The sequence below is a fragment of the Exiguobacterium sp. SH5S13 genome, from assembly GCF_004337085.1.
In the GTDB taxonomy this organism is placed as follows: Bacteria; Bacillota; Bacilli; order Exiguobacteriales; family Exiguobacteriaceae; genus Exiguobacterium; species Exiguobacterium aurantiacum_A.
Genome location: NZ_SJUS01000023.1, coordinates 25,054 through 44,906, shown reverse-complemented (window position 1 = coordinate 44,906; position 19,853 = coordinate 25,054). Strand labels below are relative to the sequence as shown.

Sequence of the window (19,853 nt, the reverse complement as noted above, 5' to 3'; positions counted from 1 at the left end):
GAAAGGGGATGGCTTATTTGACGATGATGACCGGTGCTTGCGCCCGTTTGGCGAGTTTATGGCTGACGCTGCCGAGGACGAACTCTTGGAACGTATTGAGGCCGCGCGAGCCGACGACGACGTATTCGAACGGATCGCGATTGGCGTATTTGACGAGCTCGACGTCCGGTTCGCCGCGGAGTTCGACATATTCATAGGCGATGCCTTCCGCTTCGATCGTATCGAACAACGGTTGCATCATGCGTTTTCGTTTCGTCTCGAGATCGATCTTGCCGGTCGAGTTGAGCGCGGCCTCTTTCGATTCTTTCGCACTGACGACGTGAACGATATCAATCGATGCGTCTGACGCTTTTGCGAGTTGGATTGCCTTTGTTAAAGCCCGTCTCGAGTGGTCCGAGCCATCTGCCGCTAAAAAGATTTTACCCATTCTTTCAACGCCTCCTCTTATACGCTTGCTACTACAAGTATATGCGATTTTTTATGAAAGCGCATTCGCAATTGTGTCGATTCGAGATACAGAAAAAGGAAGTGAACGCTGAGGTTCACTTCCTGTCTGATTATCGGACGATGACGACCGGCGCGAGCGCGCGTTTGGCGAGCTTATGGCTGACGCTGCCGAGCACGAACTCTTGGAACGTGTTCAAGCCGCGCGAGCCGACGACGACGTATTCGAACGGTTCATGGTTCGCATACTTGACGAGCTCGACGTCCGGTTCACCACGGAGCTCGATATATTCGTACTCGAGTCCGGCTGCTTCGATCGCTGTGAAGAAACGTTGCATCCGCTGCATCCGTTTCGCCTCAAGGTCGATCTTGCCTGTTGATTGCAGGGCACTTTCTTTCGACTCTTTCGAGCTGACGACGTGAACGACATCAATTTTGGCGCTCGAGACTTTCGCGAGCTCGATCGCTTTCGCGGTCGCACGCATCGAATGGTCCGATCCGTCAACGGCTAAGAAGATTTTTGTCATGTGAATCCCTCCCGAATTAATGTCCGATGCCCGCATCTTGTTGTTTCAAGTGAAGCGCGAGCGTATTGAGCAGCTTCTCTGAATCTTTGTTCAAGTTCAACAGTTCTGGCTCGATACCGTGCACACGGTATTTGAAGACGACTTTGTCGATGGCGCCGATGGCCGAATCGTCCCAAAGGTGTGTGTTCGAGAAGTTGATCGTCACATGTTTGATGTCTGCTTCGATATCTTCTTCGACATCGAATTGGTTGACGAACTCAGACGTTGATGCGAAGAACAATTGACCGTTCACGACGTAGTGGGCGTGGTCGGCTTCGACGTTGCGGTCGAGTTCGACTTTCGAGATTTTCGCGGCGAACAAAATCGCAGCTGTTAAAATCCCGGCGAACACACCGATTGACAAGTCGTGCGTGAGCACAGTGACGAACACGGTGACGAGCATGACGACCGTATCCGATTTTTGAGCCGTCCGGAGCGTCTTGAGCGAGCCCCAGTCAAACGTCGCATAGGCGACGAAGAACATGACACCGACGAGGGCGCCGACCGGAATGAGCATCAAGATGTCGCTCATCGTCATGATCATGATGAACAACGCGAGTCCAGCGACGAACGTCGATAGACGACCACGTGCTCCTGACGAGACGTTGATGACCGATTGGCCGATCATCGCACAACCTGGCATCGCGCCGAAGAAACCGGCGATGATGTTGGCGATCCCCTGACCTTTTGACTCACGATTCTTGTTCGAATCCGTTCCTGTCATGTCATCGACGATTTGAGCCGTGAGCAACGACTCGATCAAGCCGACGAAAGCGAGCGAGGCGGCATACGGCAAGATGATCATGAACGTCTCGAGCGTGAATGGAACGTCAGGGAATAAGAATTCCGGCAACGTTGCTGAGATCGTTCCCATGTCGCCGATGTTTTTCGTATCGAGCCCCATAAAGACAGCAGCGAGTGTCATCGCGACGATGGCGACGAGCGGTGCCGGGATCGCGCCCGTGATGCGTGGGAACAAGAAGATGATGACGAGTGATGCGGCGACAATCGCCCACATGATCCAGCTCTCGCCCTCAAATTGTGGAAGCTGGGCTTGGAAGATCAAAATAGCGAGGGCGTTAACGAAGCCGACCATGACCGCACGCGGGATGAACTTCATAAGACGCGCTATACCAAAGAACCCGAGCACGATTTGAATAATACCGGCTAAAATACCGGCCGCTAATAAATATTGGAGACCGTAATCTCGAACTAAATCGACAACGAGGAGCACCATGGCTCCGGTTGCAGCTGAAATCATTGCTGGTCGTCCACCCGCAATCGAGATGACCATTGCGATAATGAATGAAGCATATAGACCGACCATCGGGTTCAGTCCAGCGATGAGTGAGAATGCGATCGCCTCAGGGATGAGAGCGAGCGCGACGACGATCCCCGCAAGGACGTCAGCCCGGACGTTACCGAGCCATTCTTGTTTGACAGTATTCAATTTTTCCAAAAAGAACACACCTCTCTTTTATAGTAGTTTTAATTTTGACCTCCGAGTCTCACGAAGATCAAATGCGTCATTATATGAAGGAATAAGTTGAAACGATACATATTTGCACAACGTGTTTTATCATAGCGAACTTTTTCAGAAAAGACAATTGCAACTTGCAAAAAACTGTGGTAATTTCATAACGTAAAGGTTATATAACGGTTTTGTTATACATGGGGTAAAGGAGAATGACGATGCATACCGCAGAAGAACTGAGTAAAGTGCTCAAAGTGCTCGCCGACCCGACGCGGTTGACGATGTTAAAGCAAATGCAGGACGGGGAACAGTGTGCCTGTAGCTTCGTCGACTGCTTTGACATCTCGCAGCCGGCGATCAGCCGGCATTTGAAGATGATGCGGCAAGCGGGACTGCTGCTCGAGCGCCGGGACAAGCAATGGATCCATTATCGGTTGAACGAGGCGAGCCCGTTCTATTCGATCGTCGTCGATCTGCTCGGACAAGTCGAGATGATCGATGCGAGCTGTGACTGTGACGCCGAGTGTGCCATTTAAGGAGGAATAAACGATGAAACTTGAAGTATTCGAACCGGCCATGTGCTGTCCGACCGGACTATGCGGGCCGTCGATCGACCCGGAACTGACGCGGATCGCGACGATCCATTACGTGTTGAAACAACGCGGTTTCGACGTTGAGCGTTATAACCTCGCCTCGGAGCCGAACCGTTTCGTTGAAAACGCAAACGTGCAAGCCGAGATCACGAAAGGGCTCGACACGCTCCCGCTCACCGTCATCGATGGTGAGATCGTCAAACGCGGCGCCTACATGACGAATGAAGAGATTGCTGAACTGACCGGTCTCCCGGTCGCGGCGTTCGCGAAACAAGACGGCGAGAAACCGAAAGTCCGCATCACGCTTAAAAAATAAGGAGGCGCGTCATGATGAATCGCTTTGATTTTAATACGATTGAGCCGACCCGTTACATGTTTTTGACCGGGAAAGGCGGCGTCGGGAAGACGTCGACCGCCTCGAGCCTCGCCTTGACGCTCGCTGACCGTGGCAAGCGCGTCTTGCTCGTCTCGACCGACCCGGCAAGTAATTTGCAAGACGTGTTCGAGATGGAACTTGACGAGACACCGCGAGCAGTCCCGGGGACGGAGCTATTGATTGCGAACTTCGACCCGGAAGAAGCGGCAAAAGCGTATATGGAACGCATGGTCGGCCCGTATCGCGGAGTGCTCCCGGACGTCGCCATCCAGTCGATGGAAGAGCAACTGTCCGGTGCCTGTACGGTCGAGATCGCGGCGTTCGATCAGTTCACCGAGCTGTTGACGTCAGAGACGGCCCGTGACACGTACGACCATGTCATCTTCGACACGGCACCGACCGGGCATACGCTCCGGTTGCTCACGCTCCCGAGCGCATGGGACGAATTTTTAGAGACGAACACGACCGGCGTCTCGTGCCTCGGTCCGCTCGCTGGATTATCAGACAAGCAACATCAATATAAACGGGCGGTCGAGACGCTCTCGAACGGAGACGAGACGACACTGTTGCTCGTCGCCCGTCCTGAGACGTCGACGCTCGTCGAGGCGAGTCGTGCCGCGATGGAACTCCACGCCATCGGGATCGAGCGGATGCAGCTCGTCATCAACGGTGTCGTCGATCCGGCGGAAGGCACGGACCGTTATACGAGACGGTTCATCGAGCGCCAACAAGACGCGCTCGCCAACTTGCCACAAGGCGTCGACACGCTCGAGACGTTCACGCTCCCATACGCTTATGAGAACTTGGTCGGCGTCCCGGCGCTGCGCCGTTGGGTGAACGGGGAGGCGGTCGACGTACCGGATATGACATATGATGCGAGCCGTTACGGTTCGATCGATACGCTCGTCGATGAGATCGAAGCGGACGGTCCGAGCGTCATCATGACGATGGGCAAAGGTGGGGTCGGCAAGACGACGCTCGCCTCACTCCTCGCCGTCGCTTTAAGCGAACGAGGTCACGCCGTCCATTTGACGACGACCGACCCGGCGGCACACGTCGCTTTCACAATCGGTGAGGACGTGCCCGCCACGTTCACGGTCGACGCGATCGACCCGAAAGTCGAAATCGAAAACTATCGGGCCGACGTGTTCCATGAAGCAGGGGACATGACCGATGAACAGCGCGCGATGCTTGAAGAAGACTTGCGTTCGCCGTGTACGGAAGAGATCGCGGTGTTCCGCGCTTTCGCCGGTCAAGTCGCCAAAGCGAAAGACCGGTTCGTCGTCATCGACACGGCACCGACCGGACATACACTGCTCTTGCTCGACGCGACCGAGAGCTATCACCGTGAGCTCGAACGCTCGACCGGTGTCGTCCCGGAAGCGGTCCGCGAACTGTTGCCGAAGCTTCGTGACCCGAAACAGACGCACGTCGTCATCACGACGCTCCCTGAAGCGACACCGGTGTATGAAGCCGAGCGGCTCGTCACCGACTTGGAACGTGCCGGTATCAGTCCGTTCGCCTGGGTCGTCAACCAATCGTTCACACCGCTCGACGTCGAAAGCAAACTGCTCACGGCGAAAGTCGCGAGTGAGGCGATCTGGCTCGAACGGGTGAACGCGTATCCGCGCCCGACGCTATTGTCTTGGCAACAACACTTGCCGGTCGGCTATCCGGCGTTATCTCAACTATTGAAGGAGGAAGTCAAATGAACATCACGAATGAAGCAATCGATTTTATGAAAACAGCACTCGAGGATGAAGAAGTGAAATCAGTCCGGATTTGTACGGAAGCAGGGTGCTGCGGACCGACGCTCGGTCTCCACATCGCCGCCCCGGAAGCGACGGACGACGTGAAAGACTATGACGGCCTCACGTTCGCTGTCTCGAAAGACGCAGAAGCGATGGCCGAGAACGTCACGCTCGACGTCGAAATGACAGAAGACAGCGCAAGCCTGTTCTTACGCGGTCTTCAACAAACGTGCTAACAAAAATAGAGATTATTGGAGGAACTCATTGTGCAATGGATTGCTAGTATCATTTTCTTAGTGACGCTCTTCCTCATCATCAAGCAACCGAAAGGCCTCGGCATCGGTTACTCGGCGATGGGGATGGCGGCCATTGCCCTCATCACCGGGGTCGTCAATTTTGATGACGTCGGAACGGTGTGGGACATCATTTGGAACGCGACGTTTACGTTTATCGCCATCATTCTCATCTCGCTCATTTTGGATGAGATCGGATTCTTTGAGTGGGCCGCTTTACATATGGCTCGGATCGCCGGAGGCGGCGGTGTCAAACTGTTCGTCTACATCACGCTACTCGGTGCGCTTGTCGCCGCATTATTCGCGAACGACGGGGCGGCGCTCATCTTGACGCCGATCGTACTCGCGATGGTACGGGCGCTTAAATTACCGGACGCCGTCGTCTTGGCGTACGTCATCGCCTCGGGCTTCATCGCCGATACGGCAAGTTTGCCGTTCGTCGTCTCGAACCTCGTCAACATCGTCTCGGCCGACTTCTTCGGCATCGGTTTTGCTGAGTATGCAGCGCGGATGGTGTTCGTCAACGTGTTTGCCGTCGCCGGCAGTCTGCTCGTCTTGTACTTGTACTTTAAGAAAGACATCCCGAAGCAGTACGACTTGTCAAAACTCGTCGAGCCGAGCACGGTCATTAAAGACCATAAGATGTTCCGCTTGTCGTGGGTCGTCCTCGCGTTGCTCGTCATCGGCTACTTCACGAGCGACATCATCGGCATCCCGGTCTCGCTCGTCGCCGGTGTCATCGCCCTGTTCTTCCTGATCATGGCGAACCGTTCGCCTGCTGTGAAGACGGAGCAAGTCGTCAAAGGCGCGCCGTGGGCGATCGTCTTCTTCTCGCTCGGGATGTACATCGTCGTCTACGGTCTACAAAACGCGGGGCTGACACAAGTGCTCGCCAACTTCATCGATTGGTTCTCTGTCGATGTGTTCACGGCTACGTTCGGGATGGGCTTCTTGGCCGCGATCTTATCGTCGGTCATGAACAACATGCCGACCGTCATGATCGACGCGCTCGCCATCGATTTGACGAATACGTCGGGTCAGATTCGCGAAGCGCTCATCTATGCGAACGTCATCGGTTCCGACCTCGGACCGAAGATCACACCGATCGGGTCGCTCGCGACGCTGCTGTGGCTTCACGTGCTCCGGACGAAAGGACTTAAGATCGGTTGGGGGCAATACTTTAAAATCGGGATCGTCTTGACGATCCCAACGCTTGCCATCACGTTGCTCGGCCTGTATATCAGCTTACTACTATATTGAGGAGTGGATTTTCTATGAAGTTAGTCATCATCGGTTCAGTCGCTGCCGGCACATCAGTCGCGGCGAAAGCACGTCGTAACAACGAAGACGCACAAATTACGATTTACGACCGCGATTACGATATCTCCTACTCAGGTTGCGGGATCCCATATTACGTCGGAGGCGAAGTCGAGTCACGCGATGACTTGACGCCACGCGACGCCGCTTTCTTCAAAAAGCGTTACAACATCGATGTCATGACGCGTCATAACGTGACGGCAATCGACAAGGACGCGAAGACGGTCACGGTCGAAAACCTGGAGACGGGTGAGGCGTTCACGGACAGCTATGACGTCCTCGTCCTCGCGACCGGTGCCTCGAGCATCGTCCCGCCGATCCCGGGCGTGAAGTCAGATAACGTCTTCCCGATCCGCAACATCCAGAACGCGGAAGCGACACGCAACTTCGTCGACGCGACGAACCCGAAACATGCGACGGTCATCGGGGCCGGCTTCATCGGTCTTGAGATGGCCGAGCAGCTCAAACTTCGTGGCATCGACGTCACGATCATCGAGCGCATCCCGCAAGTGATGCCGCCGCTCGACAAAGACATGGCGTGCCGCGTCGAGGACCACCTCGAGAAGAACGGCATCGAGCTGTTGCTCGGTGAGACCGTGACAGAGCTCGTCGGCGACGGTCATGTCGAACGCGTCGTCACGGAAAGCGGGAAGACGATTGACACAGACCTCGTCATCCTATCGGTCGGTGTCCGTCCGAACACGGAACTCGCCAAGTCGATCGGTGTCACGATCGGTGAGACGGGTGCGATCGCCATCAACGAACGGATGGAGACGAACGTGGACAGCGTCTATGCTGCCGGCGACGTCGCTGAAAGCGTCTCGCTCGTCACGGGTAAACCGATTTGGCGCCCACTCGGCTCGACAGCGAACAAGATGGGACGTTCACTTGGTGATCTCCTCACGGGCGGGGAACTCGAACACCGCGGCATCCTCGGGACGGGCATCTTCAAAGTGTTCGGCCTCGCAGTCGCGCAGACGGGTCTCTCGGAGCGTGAAGCGCGTGACCTCGGCTACGACGTCGAAGTGCTCCACAACACGAAACCGGACAAGCCGGCCTACATGGGCGGGAAAGACATGACGATCAAAGCGGTCGGCGACCGGGCGACACGTCAACTGCTCGGCGTCCAAATCGTCGGCTTCGAAGGCGTCGACAAGCGTATCGACGTGTTCGTCACGGCGATCACGTTCAAAGCGAAAGTTGATGATTTGTTCCACCTCGACCTCGCGTACGCACCGCCGTTTTCGACGACGAAAGACCCGGTCATGTACACGGGGATGGCACTGGCGAACAGCATGAACAAGTCGGCCCGTCTCATCACGCCGGCTGAGCTACAGCAGCGAATCGACGCGAACGAGGACATCCAGGTCATCGATACACGGAAAGCGGCGCAGTTTGAGAAGGCGTGCGTCGACTGTGCGGTCAACATCCCGCTCGGCAAGCTCCGCGAGGCGTCAAAAGACCTCGCGAAAGACAAGCCGACGGTCGTCTACTGCAACGGCGGCGTCACGGGGAACGCGGCGCAAAACGTGCTCCGTAACCTCGGTTTCACCGACGTCTACAACTTGTCAGGTGGCAACAAGAATTATCAGTTGTTTAAAAAATACGGTAACTAATCAATTAGACCCGACTCACATGAGTCGGGTCTAATTTGCATGTTGCTGATTCCATTTACTGACCCGGTTGCGACCGCTACGTTTGGCGACGTACAGACCGAGGTCGGACTTTTTGATGAGTTGTTCGGACGTGACGATCTTTGGTTCGGACGTACTTGTGACGCCGATCGAGACGGTGATGTTGAGCTGTTTGCCGTCCGGCAGCAAAAATGGACTTTCCGCGATTTGACGCAAGTAGCGGTTGGCGATGACGAACCCTTGCGACAAGTTGCAGTCCGACAACAGCACCGAGAACTCTTCGCCACCGTGGCGACACACCATGTCATCGGTACGGGCCGTCTCTGTGAGCCGTTTGCCAAGCTCGATCAAGATGGCGTCGCCGGCATCATGGCCATACGTATCGTTCACCGATTTAAAATGATCGATATCGAGTAAGAGCAGCGTGATGTCGTAAGGACTCGAGAACACTTCCTCGTCGACGCGCTTCATCTCTTCCTCGAAGCGACGACGGTTGCCAAGACCCGTCAAGGCGTCGGTGTAGGCGGCTTCTCGATATTTTGTGATCTGCCGTTCCGAGCGCTGCATTTTGCGGATGCCCCCATAGACGATATGAAGGACGAACCCGGTTGAATATCCAATTATGATGAAAGCGACCAACGTATAGACGTACATCCTTGGAGCGGCATAGTTACTAAAATTTAAGAGCGAGAATAAAATGATAAATCCGAGGGTGATGGCGTTGACGATGCGGATGTCCCGTGTCGGTTTGATCCGCTCCCGGAGTTTCATATAGACGACTGCGGTTGTGGCCGCGACCGTATAGTCGAGAAAAACGATTAACAGCAACGTATCCGATATGATGAACGGGAGCAGCAGTATGCTCGAGACGTACGTGATCCGGACGCCTTGGAGGCCAAAGTAAAGGCCGGCAATGATGATGGGGACAAACCCGTACTGAAAGTCGGCTTGGGCGTTCCAGAGCACACCATGCAACGTAATCACGATCGTCAGGCCGGCGAGGAGTAGTGAAATCGTGATTTGCCGTCTTAACGGGAGCTTGCTCGTGAACCCGAGCTTCGTGAGGCGCGAGATCATATAAAGGCCGATCAGCAGTAAGCTGGCGTTGGCAATCAAGTTATTGATTAAATTGGTCATCGACATTTTAAAAATCCCTCCCCTATTTTCTATATTCGGCAGATGAGGATAAAAAAGCAATCATTTTGTGATGGGAAAATGAGTTCGAACCAACAAGTGGCTTGATATGGGAAACGTTAGTCGTTTATTTAGAAAAGAATTGAAATTAAGGAAGCAAACGTTTACAATTTTTGTGTAAGCGTTTTCCTAAATTCATGCTACAAGGAGGGACCCACATGGTCAACAAACAATGGAAACCAGTATGGGCAGTTGTGCTAACGTTTGCACTGATTCTGTCGATGTTTCCGATGTCAGCGTCTGCCCTTGATAAAGAGTCGACACTAGTCGTCGTCCACTATCAAGAGGCGCCAGACAATCAAATGGATTGGAACTTATGGCTTTGGGCGAATGGCCCAGATTACTTCCCGAACAAAGGCTTCGCCTTTAACGGCGAGGACGATTACGGCAAGGTGGCGGCCTACGAATTCCCGGTCGACTCACCTGAACAGATCGGTCTCATCGTCCGAACGGACAATTGGGACAAGGATAAAGGGTCGGAAAACGACCGCCTGATCACGAAAGACATGATCAAGGACGGTGTCGCCGAAGTGTGGATCAAGTCGGGCGACTCGAAAATCTACACGTCGAACCCGGACGGGGAGACGGCGAAGACGGAAGTCGACATGAAAGTCCACTACTTCCGCTATGACAATACATACACCGACTGGGGTGTTTGGACGTGGCCGGACGGTGGCGACGGTCAAAGCATCAACTTTGATGAGACGGACGCCTACGGCGGTGTCGCGAACGTGAAGTTTGCGAATCCGGATGCGAAACAACTCATCGGTCTGATCACGAAAAAAGGCGAATGGTCCGACAAGGACGGCGAAGACCGCTTCGCGCTCAGCACGGCGAAAGAGATTTGGCTCGTCGAAGGTGATTCGACGATTTACTATTCAGAGCCAGAAATCGACCGCTCACCAAAAATCGTCTCGTTCGAGGCAAACACGTTCCGTCAGGCGGAACTAACGCTCAACCGCGCGATCGATGAGCAGTTCCTTAGTGAATTGAAGGTCGATGGCGCGGCAGTCGAGTCGGTCGAGAAGACTGGCGACAAATCGGTCACGGTAAACTTCAGCGCTGACCTCGACTTGGCGCAAGTCATCACGGCGTCGCACCCGACGTTCGGTGACAAAGTGCTGCAAGCGGGCGACGTACTTCGGTCACCAGAATTCGATGCGAAGTATGCGTATAACGGCAAGCTCGGCATCACGTATCAAAAGTCGAAAACAAATTTCGTCTTGTGGGCACCGACGGCTCAAGACGTTTCACTCGAACTGTGGAACATGCCGAAAGACCGTCCGGCGAACGACAAGGATATCAAGAAAACGATTGCGATGAAACGCGGCGAGCGCGGCACGTGGACTGCTGAAGTCCGTGGCGACCTCGACGGCATCGGCTACACGTACAACGTCAAGCATGCGTCAGGCAGCGTCCGTGCGGTCGATCCGTATGCGACGGCGGTCGGCGTCAACGGGGACCAAGGGGTCATCGTCGACTTGAACGAGACGAAACCGAAACGTTGGAACTCGATGAAACCGAAGCTTCAAAACGCGACGGACGCGATCATCTACGAGACACACGTCCGTGACTTCTCAATCTTTGACGTCACATCGAACACGTACGATTCAGGAATTCGCTATAAAGGCAAATACCTTGGTGTCGTTCAACCGGGTACTCGTTTGATTGAAAACGGGAAGAAGACGGCGACGAAGACAGGCCTTGACCACGTCAAAGACCTCGGCGTGACGCACGTCCAGTTCATCCCGGTGTATGACTACAACACGGCCTCGGTCGACGAGACGAAACCGAACGCGACATACAACTGGGGCTATGACCCGAAAAACTATAACGCGCCGGAAGGCTCATACTCGACGAACCCTTATGACGCAAAAGTTCGAATCATGCAAATGAAAGAAATGATTCAAGGTCTCCACGACCACAACTTGCGTGCTGTCATGGACGTCGTCTACAACCACATGTTCGATGCGCAAGCCTCGAACCTTCATAAGATCGTACCAGGCTACTACTACCGTTACACGGCAGGCGGCGACTTCGCGAACGGGACGGGCGTCGGCAACGACACCGCGTCTGAGCGCAAGATGATGCAAAAACTCATCGTCGATTCAGTCGTCTACTGGGCGCAAGAATATCATTGGGACGGGTTCCGCTTCGACCTCATGGGCATCCACGACGTCGAGACGATGAACCAAGTCCGTCAAGCGCTCGACAAAGTCGATAAATCGATCCTCGTCTTCGGCGAAGGTTGGGACCTCAACACACCACTCGACCCGGCACTGAAAGCGAACCAAAAGAACGCCTACAAGATGCCCCGCGTCGCTCACTTTAACGACAACATCCGTGACGGCTTGAAAGGCAGCGTCTTTATCGACACGGACAACGGCTTCATCAACGGCAAAGACGGTCTTGAGAACCGCATCAAGACGGGAATCGTCGGTGAGATCGACTACAATGCCGAGATCAAAGGCTTCACGAAAGAGCCGACGCAAGCAATCACGTACGTCGAAGCGCACGACAACCACACGCTTTGGGACAAGCTCGAACTCACGAATAAAGAGACGGCGGAAGCGGACCGGACGAAGATGCATCGTCTCGCGTCAAGCATCCTCTTGACGAGCCAGGGGACGACATTCCTCCACGCCGGGCAAGAGTTCATGCGGACGAAAGAAGGCGACCACAACTCGTACAAATCACCAGACCGCATCAACCAAATGGATTGGAAACGCGCCGCTGACCGTAAGGCGGACGTCCAGTACATGAAAGGCTTGATCGAGATGCGTAAACAAAACCCAGGGCTTCGCATGACGAAAGCGACTGACGTCAAGAAGAACGTCAAGTTCTATCGTTCTGCGCCAAACGTCATCACGTATTTGATCGATGACAAAGCGCCTGGCCAGAAGAAAGACTTGTTCATCACACATAACGCCAACGCAGAAACGGTCAAAGTGAAACTTCCGACAGGACAGTGGAACGTGATTGTCGACGGCAGTCAGGCAGGAACGAAGACGATCAAACGCGTCTCGGGCTATGTCGACGTGCCATCGTATGCGACGGTCGTCGTAAAACAACCATAATGCGCGAGACCACGGAGCCAACATCCGTGGTCTTTTTTACGTCGTCATCGTGTGGGAGAGGAGTAGGTTAACAGCACATTAAGGCATGACATTTTTTTGAATATATGTGTGTAAATCGGTACATTTCCCTTATTTGCAAAATGCAGAAGCGTTTTCAACTAATCAATCTTGTATAATCAAGTTAACACGTATCGAAACGTGACATTTGTCACACGAAGGAGTGGTACACATGGGCTTCTTTCGTAATTGGAAGCATGTATTGGAATCAAACGTTGAGCAGGCCGAGCATGAGGGGCAAATCAATATCGATCCGTTATTGCTCGATCAATATCCGGACGCGGTGTACGTCCTTGATCGAGATTTGAACTTCATCGACTCGAACGAAAAGTTGTCGCTTCTCTTCAACAGGGAAGAGGAACGTTTCGTCGATCCTGCCTCCTGGCTTCCAAAACTAGAAAGCGAACGTGTTCACGCCTTTCATCAGCGGGCGCTCCATGGGGAGACGGTCCATTATGAACTGAAAGCGCTGAATGCGGACAAGCGACGCATTCATCTGTCGGTCACGAATACGCCGCTCTATACCGGCCGGGTCATCACCGGCCTGTACGGCGTCGTCAAAGACTTGACGACCCAGACGGAACTGCGCGAACGATACAATCGGATGAAAGTGGGACGGACGCTGTTCGAGCGCATCCCGGGTCTCATCCTGATCGAACTTGACCTCGAGTCTGGCGAATTTTATCATTCACCGCAGACGGGTGAACTGCTCGGGCTGTCTAAACGTCAGTTAGGGGGAATGGAGCGCGAGCATTTCCGTAATATGATTCATGAGAATGAACGTGAAGCGTTTGCGGCGGCCGTCGAGTCGCTTATCAATGACCCCGAACAGCACGATTATGAGACTCAAGTCAAAGCGTTCAATCCGAAGCAACAAAAATATTTGGACTTGATTGTCCACGTCGGGATATCGAAAGATCGGAAATCGGTGACGTGGGCGATGTTTGACCTCACGAACTTGGTCGATGCCGAATCGGCGCTCACGAAAGAACGGTTAAAAGTGAAACAACTGTGCGAAATCGTCGACTCGGTCATTTTTGAACGTTACTTCGAGACGAAACAGTTCAAATTTTTGACACCGGGCTTCTCGCTCATCTTCGGTTATACGGAAGACCAATTCAATACGCACCCGGACTATTGGCAGCGTATCGTCGTGCCGGATGACCTTCCGAAAATCAAACAGGCACGCGAAATGACGCTCAGCGGAAAACCGGTGACGTTTTCCTACAGAATCTTCGCCAAAGGGAACGTCAAGTGGGTCGAAGAGAACCGGGAACCGATTTTCTCTGAAGGTGGAATCGTCATCGGTTTTCGGACGCTCGTCAAAGACATCACCCAACTGAAAGAACAGCAACAAGAGATCTGGCGCCTCGCCTCGCTCGACCCGATCACGAACATGCCGAACCGTGAATCGATCACAGGATCGGTCTATCAACTCACGCGCAAACGCGACCCGTTCACGTTGTTCTCGCTTTCGTTCAACCGCATCACTGAAATCAACAATACGTTCGGCTACGAGCTCGGTGACGAGTGGCGTGTCGCGACGGTGAACCAATTGATTCGTCTGTTGCCACAAGACGCCTTGCTAGGTCATCTCGATGCGGATAACGTCTTGATCGTGTTGCCACGCCGGATGGAAGACCCGGAAGTGCTCGCGCTCGGGAAAGAGTTTGGGACGCTGTCGAAGCACCGGTTCCGTATTGACGCGTATGACTTGTTCGCGCGCATCTCGATCGGCGTCAGCCGTTATCCTGAAGACGGGGCACAGGCGAGCGAACTGATCAAGCACGCGTGCGTCGCCATGAACCGGGCCGATAAAAAGTTCGGGACGAAACTCGAACTGTATTCGTCGCAAATGGACATCGAGTCACTTAAACGCTACGAGCTGTTGCGCGATATGCGAGGTGCGCTGCAAAACAACGAGTTCTATTTGATGTATCAACCGAAAGTGAACGCCTGGACCGGTCAAATCGTCGGAGCCGAGGCGCTCATGCGCTGGACGCACCCGACGTGGGGCTCGATCTCGCCGACTGAATTTATTCCGCTCGCCGAGGAGAGCAACCTCCATCTCGACTTGACGAACTGGTTGATCGAGGAGGTGTGCCGCTATATCACGTCGCTCAAACATCGAGTCCCGATCTCGATCAATGTCTCGGCCAAATACTTGTATCAAGAACGGTTTGAACGCGTGTTTGAAGAGATGTTAGACCGCTTCCACGTCCCGGCGTCGTATCTCGAAGTCGAGATCTCGGAGACGTCACTGTTAGACGACGCCCAGCAGATCACACAGGCGTTCGAGCGGTTGAACAACCTCGGTATCCCGATCGCGTTTGACGACTTCGGGAAAGGGTATTCGTCGCTTGCTTACTTGCAGGCGTACAGTGCCCAGACGATCAAGATCGACCGCATCTTCGCCCATAACGTCAATCAAAGCCGAAAAGCCCAAGGCATCATCCGGAGTCTGCTCCTCATCGCCGAAGAGTTCGGGATGAACGTCGTCGTCGAGGGTGTCGAGATGATGGATGACCTGCTTCGGCTCCGTGAGTTCGGTTGTCACGTCATTCAAGGTTTCATTTTCAGCCGACCGTTGCGAGAATCCGATTTTGAACAAGCGCTTGAAGCGGGAACGCTCATCCCGATCGAAGAGTACGTCGAGACGATCCAACCGTCGAACCGGTTGATCCACGCCGGCATCACGATCACACGCCTGCGCAATCAAGCGGTCGCGGTCGGGACATCGCCGATCGTCATTATGAAGCGCGGTTTTAAAGCGATCGCCTTTTATAGCTCGATTCGGTTACCGGTCGACAGTGATATCAATCTCGTCATCTTGCTTGACGACGGGCAGCCGTCACTGCCGATTCAAGTGACGCGATTGACCGAGCTCGCGAACGGATTGTATCAATATGAAGCGACGTACGAACAGACCGTCGAACTCGAGAAACGGTTGACCGCGCTTGAGAGTGACAAACCGCGCGGCTTCACGATTCAACAAGCGAAAGATTTAGTCGAAGAATGAGACACAGCGAGCCGGATTTGCCGGCTCGCTTTTTGTGCGCCCTAAAACTAGAAACGGGACGTGATTTTCTCTAAGATGGAAGGGACAGATTAGAAGAGGAGACAGAAACGATGGATCGACTACAGGCAGCCCGCCACTTTTTCTCACAACTTGATGGGGAGCATACCGAACGGTTACGGGAGATCGAAGCCGAAATCGAGCGGACCGGGACGTACACGCTCACGACGGACGAATTGGCGTCCGGGGCACAACTCGCATGGCGCAACTCGAACCGCTGCATCGGCCGCTTGTTTTGGCAGACGCTCACCGTCCATGACGCGCGTGACGCGGAAACGTTCGATGACGTGTTTGAAGCAATCGTCGCCCATCTTCGCTACGCGACGAACGGCGGAAAGATCCGCTCGACGATGACCGTCCTCCCGAACCATTTTCGGATTTTGAACACGCAACTCATCCGTTATGCGGCGTACGAGACGACAGACGGCATCGTCGGTGACCCGCTATCGCTGTCGATGACGAGACAAGCGATGCGTTTTGGGTGGGTCGGGGCCGGTACTGCTTTCGATCTGTTACCGCTCTTGCTTACAGACGGGAACGAGATCCGCATGTATGAACTGCCGGCCGACGCCGTGCTCGAGGTCGACATTCGCCATGACGACGTCGATTTGTTCGGGGGACGTGACGTCAAGTGGCACGCCGTCCCGGCCATCGCTGACATGGAGCTTGAGATCGGTGGACACCGCTTCACATCGGTCCCGTTCAACGGATGGTACATGGAGACAGAGATCGGGGCGCGCAACCTCGCCGACGTCGAGCGCTATAACCTGCTCCCGCTCGTCGGGGTATCACTCGGTCTCGATACGTCAAAAGAGCGGACGCTCTGGCGTGACCGCGCCCTCGTCGAGCTGAACGTCGCCGTCTTGCAATCGTTCGAGCGCGCCGGCGTGACGATTGTCGACCATCATACAGCGGCGAAACAATTTAAACGGTTCGAGAAAAATGAGACGGACGCCGGTCGTGACGTGACCGGACAGTGGAGTTGGCTCATCCCGCCGCTGTCACCGGCCTCGACCCACGTCTTTCATCGCCACTATGATGACAAGATTGTGACGCCGAACTTGTTCGCGCGGTCAGGTTGTCCGTTTTCAGCGTTTCAAGCCAAGCCAAAAGAGGAATCTAAAGGCTAGGAAACGAAACGAAAGGATGATGAACGTGGCAGTCCCAATCTGGAAACGCGCTGTAGCTAGTCGAATCGATAAAATCCTATTAGAAGCACCCGCGAAACTCGTCGAGAAGACGATCCGTAAAAGAATTTGGCCGGATAAAGAAGTGAAGCATTATTACTTACCGACAATCGTCTCCATCGCAGGAGAAGCCTACTTCTTGCTCAACCGGGACGGGCAGACGATCGGCGACAAAATCGTCGGGATTAAAGTCGTGAGCCAAGACGGCCGGCCGCTAACGCTCGAACAAGTCATGAAACGGACGCTCTACAAGGACGTCGTCTATCCGGCGACGCTCGGTCTACCACTTCTTCGTGCACTTCAACAGATGAAGTCGAATAAAGACCTCGAACTGCCGCACGATGAGTTCGCCCATACAAAGCTGATTTCGACAAAATGAACGGGAGCAGGGCGATTCCGCAATCGTTCTGCTTTTTTCTTCGGGGAAGTGGCGGGGAAAATGGGTTATAATAAAAGAGGAAAAAATTGAACGACTACTGGAGGACTATTTGTTATGACAAAAATTGCATGGATTACCGATAGTATGGCTAACTTCTCGAAAGAGGAGGCCGCCCAGCTCGGCGTTGAGATCGTCCCGATCCAATTGATCGTCGATGGGAGCGGCTACAGTGAAGTCGACCTCTCGATTGAGGACTTGCACCGCTACATGATTGACCAAAAGAAAGAAGCGAAGACGTCGCAACCGATTTTTGGTGACTTCATCTCGCGTTATGAGCGCTTAAAAGAAGAAGGGTACGATTGCGCCATCGCCGTCCACTGTTCGAACGGATTGAGCAGCACCGTCAAAAACTCGAGTGCTGCGGCCGAAGCGGCTGGATTTGAAGTGCATACGGTCGACTCGCACGCGGCGCTCGAGGCGCAGCAAGAGCTCGTCCGTCTCGGTCTCGCTGCCGAGAAGGAAGGCAAGTCGGTCGAGGAGATCGTTGCTCTTCTCGAAGCATGGCGTGACAAGAAAAACTTCTTCATGATCATCGGGAACATGGAGACGATGCGCCGAGGCGGACGTGTGTCATCAGGTGAGATGTTCCTCGCGAACATCTTGAACATCAAACCGATCATCACGCTCGACGAATCCGGGAAAGTCATCCCGTTCAAGAAAGTGCGTTCGATCAAAAAAGCGTACGCTGAGATGGTCACCGAACTCGAACGTCTTCATGCGGCGAACGGGATCTATAACAACCGCGTCTTCGTCCAGACGGCGCTCGCGCCAGAGATGCAAGACAACCTCGTCGCCCTCATCCAAGCGAAATTGCCGGAGGTTGAGGTCGTGAAGACACGTTTCTGTCCGTCGATTGCGGTCCATGCCGGCTTTGAGACGGTCGGTGTGCTTTGGCTCGACGCTTAAGTTGAAAGGGGGAGACAGCATGGAGGCAGTGAAGGCACTGACGACATTGAAAGAGCGGGTCGCGGATGCCGAGCAGTTGCTCGTCTATGTCTCGCACCCGGGATGCAGCGTCTGTCACTCGCTCAAGCCGCAAGTCGAGGAGATGCTCGTTGATTTTCCCGACATCGAGGCGGTCGCGGTCGATTCGGACGAAGTGCCGGATATCGCTGGCGCCTATTCGATTTTCACCGTACCGGTCGTCTTGTTCTTCATCGACGGCAAAGAGATGCTCCGCCGGGCCCGGTTCGTGCCAATCGGTGAGTTGACCCACCAACTCGAACGGCTCCAAGAGATGAGAAAGTAAATCCACAGACGTGTGTCTGTGGATTTTTTTGATTGTCGTGATGATTTAGGTAAAATTAGTGAGGTTAGGAAGGGTGCGACCATTACTTTTTGCCGCTCGACATGCCGAAACAACAAGAGCTCACAGACGAATGATCTGTGAGCTCTTGTTTACTTTAGGGGCTGGTAGCGAGTGGATGGACCGTTTCCGACACGGATGATTTTCCGTTCGGCTATTAGCTGTTCGATTAGTTTTCGAACAGTACCTTTTTGTTGCTCGTCCGATGGCGCCCCGACTCCTGCAGGAAAGCGTGGGCGCCGGAAGGACGAGCGATATCAAAAAATCGATCAATCTGGATGTGGGTCCAAATTAATCGATTGACATGTTATTCTGCAATTTGTGGTACGAGATAGATCAAGCCGAACGGGTTATGGAGCAAGTTGTCGATTGATGTGCGCTCGTCTTCGCCCATCTCGACCGTGAACGTCTTGCCGTCCTCGAACGTGAAGCTATCGCCATCACCGAACATCGATCCGCCTGCGATCAAATGGAAGTTGAACGAATGGATGACGTGGATCGCGTCTTCGATCTCGAGCGTTTCTGGTACGGCGACGTCGGCATGGCCGAACGCTTTCATGCCCCACGATACGTACGCCGTCTCTTCTTCCGTGATGGCGGTGAGGAGCGAGTAGTCGAGGGCGAGGTCTTCTTCTTTCGACGCTTGCCATTCGTCTTTCGAATAAGCGACGCCTGCCGTCTCGACCATGACACCGAGTCCGCCGGCGTTCAACAGGGCGTTCGCCCCGCGACGGGCCGCGGCGATGTCTGTCACATCATTGACGTCGCCGATCAAATAGACGATATGCGTGTGGCGCGTGAGTCCTTTGGCGATTTTCGGTGTGAAGCCGCTCGTGCTGGCGTGAATCATCGCCTCGGCGAGCGCCGGGTCGCGTTCGACGACTTCGACGGTGAACGCTTTTCCGGTCTCGTCTTCTAACAGCAACAGACCGGCCATCGTATAGCCTTCGCTATGTAAACTGATTTTTTCGCTCACGGCCTCGGCCGATGGCCAGTTTCCTGGGATGGCGAGCAATACTTGTGTACGGTTCATTAGAATCATCCTCTTCTGCAAATAGTTAGGCCCCTC

Annotated in this window: 17 protein-coding genes; 12 read left to right on the top strand and 5 right to left on the bottom strand. The window is 54.1% G+C overall.

Translation table 11 applies throughout. The features are described 5' to 3' along the window. Positions 1-13: 13 nt before the first annotated feature. The 3 genes from EVJ30_RS11805 to EVJ30_RS11795 all read right to left on the bottom strand — a co-directional run bounded on the left by EVJ30_RS11805 (position 14) and on the right by EVJ30_RS11795 (position 2,469). Positions 14-427 (bottom strand): universal stress protein, encoded by a 414-nt coding sequence (locus tag EVJ30_RS11805; RefSeq protein WP_131438831.1) that lies wholly within the window; start codon positions 425-427, stop codon positions 14-16. Positions 428-557: 130 nt separating this feature from the next. Continuing rightward, positions 558-971: a universal stress protein gene (locus EVJ30_RS11800; protein ID WP_131456510.1), complete on the bottom strand. Its 414-nt coding sequence runs from the start codon at positions 969-971 to the stop codon at positions 558-560. 16 nt (positions 972-987) lie between these two features. Then, positions 988-2,469: a SulP family inorganic anion transporter gene (locus EVJ30_RS11795; RefSeq protein ID WP_131456512.1), complete on the bottom strand. Its 1,482-nt coding sequence runs from the start codon at positions 2,467-2,469 to the stop codon at positions 988-990. Positions 2,470-2,702: 233 nt separating this feature from the next. Between EVJ30_RS11795 and EVJ30_RS11790 the strand changes: the two genes are divergently transcribed. From EVJ30_RS11790 to EVJ30_RS11765, 6 genes are read left to right on the top strand one after another with little or no spacing between them, the layout of a single operon-like run. Then, positions 2,703-3,020: an ArsR/SmtB family transcription factor gene (locus EVJ30_RS11790; RefSeq protein ID WP_070328555.1), complete on the top strand. Its 318-nt coding sequence runs from the start codon at positions 2,703-2,705 to the stop codon at positions 3,018-3,020. Positions 3,021-3,033: 13 nt separating this feature from the next. Then, on the top strand, positions 3,034-3,393 hold the full coding sequence (gene arsD, locus EVJ30_RS11785) for an arsenite efflux transporter metallochaperone ArsD (protein ID WP_131456514.1): 360 nt from the start codon (positions 3,034-3,036) through the stop codon (positions 3,391-3,393). Positions 3,394-3,407: 14 nt separating this feature from the next. Continuing rightward, a complete protein-coding gene (arsA, locus tag EVJ30_RS11780) occupies positions 3,408-5,165 on the top strand; it encodes an arsenical pump-driving ATPase (protein WP_236636086.1) in 1,758 nt (585 codons plus the stop codon). Next, complete coding sequence (locus EVJ30_RS11775; RefSeq protein WP_131456518.1) at positions 5,162-5,440, top strand: Fe-S cluster assembly protein HesB; 279 nt, start codon at positions 5,162-5,164, stop codon at positions 5,438-5,440. The genes arsA and EVJ30_RS11775 overlap by 4 nt, the downstream gene beginning before the upstream one ends. Positions 5,441-5,470: 30 nt before the next feature. Further along, the gene (locus EVJ30_RS11770) at positions 5,471-6,757 is read left to right on the top strand and encodes an arsenic transporter (protein WP_131456519.1); all 1,287 of its coding nucleotides are present in this window, start codon (positions 5,471-5,473) and stop codon (positions 6,755-6,757) included. A 14-nt stretch (positions 6,758-6,771) separates the two neighbouring features. Further along, entirely contained in the window at positions 6,772-8,430 is a 1,659-nt protein-coding gene (locus EVJ30_RS11765; RefSeq protein ID WP_131469227.1) for an FAD-dependent oxidoreductase, read from the top strand. Positions 8,431-8,460: 30 nt separating this feature from the next. Here the strand turns inward: EVJ30_RS11765 and EVJ30_RS11760 are convergent, their stop codons facing one another. Next, entirely contained in the window at positions 8,461-9,591 is a 1,131-nt protein-coding gene (locus EVJ30_RS11760) for a GGDEF domain-containing protein (RefSeq protein ID WP_131469225.1), read from the bottom strand. A gap of 209 nt (positions 9,592-9,800) precedes the next feature. On the opposite strand from EVJ30_RS11760, the gene pulA reads away from it, so the two are divergent. From pulA to EVJ30_RS11730, 6 genes are all read left to right on the top strand, one after another. Next, positions 9,801-12,719, top strand: coding sequence for a type I pullulanase (pulA, locus tag EVJ30_RS11755; RefSeq protein WP_236635512.1), 2,919 nt, complete (start codon positions 9,801-9,803; stop codon positions 12,717-12,719). A gap of 229 nt (positions 12,720-12,948) precedes the next feature. Beyond that, positions 12,949-15,795, top strand: coding sequence for an EAL domain-containing protein (locus tag EVJ30_RS11750; RefSeq protein WP_131469223.1), 2,847 nt, complete (start codon positions 12,949-12,951; stop codon positions 15,793-15,795). Between the two features lie 110 nt (positions 15,796-15,905). Further along, the gene (locus tag EVJ30_RS11745) at positions 15,906-16,982 is read left to right on the top strand and encodes a nitric oxide synthase oxygenase (protein ID WP_131456527.1); all 1,077 of its coding nucleotides are present in this window, start codon (positions 15,906-15,908) and stop codon (positions 16,980-16,982) included. A 19-nt stretch (positions 16,983-17,001) separates the two neighbouring features. Continuing rightward, on the top strand, positions 17,002-17,418 hold the full coding sequence (locus EVJ30_RS11740) for an RDD family protein (protein ID WP_236634065.1): 417 nt from the start codon (positions 17,002-17,004) through the stop codon (positions 17,416-17,418). 114 nt (positions 17,419-17,532) lie between these two features. Then, on the top strand, positions 17,533-18,384 hold the full coding sequence (locus tag EVJ30_RS11735; protein ID WP_131456531.1) for a DegV family protein: 852 nt from the start codon (positions 17,533-17,535) through the stop codon (positions 18,382-18,384). Positions 18,385-18,403: 19 nt separating this feature from the next. Then, the gene (locus EVJ30_RS11730) at positions 18,404-18,727 is read left to right on the top strand and encodes a thioredoxin family protein (protein WP_070328566.1); all 324 of its coding nucleotides are present in this window, start codon (positions 18,404-18,406) and stop codon (positions 18,725-18,727) included. Positions 18,728-19,091: 364 nt separating this feature from the next. Here EVJ30_RS11730 and EVJ30_RS11725 read toward each other — a convergent pair whose 3' ends face one another. Further along, positions 19,092-19,817, bottom strand: coding sequence for a DUF4261 domain-containing protein (locus EVJ30_RS11725; RefSeq protein WP_233589709.1), 726 nt, complete (start codon positions 19,815-19,817; stop codon positions 19,092-19,094). Positions 19,818-19,853: the final 36 nt, after the last annotated feature.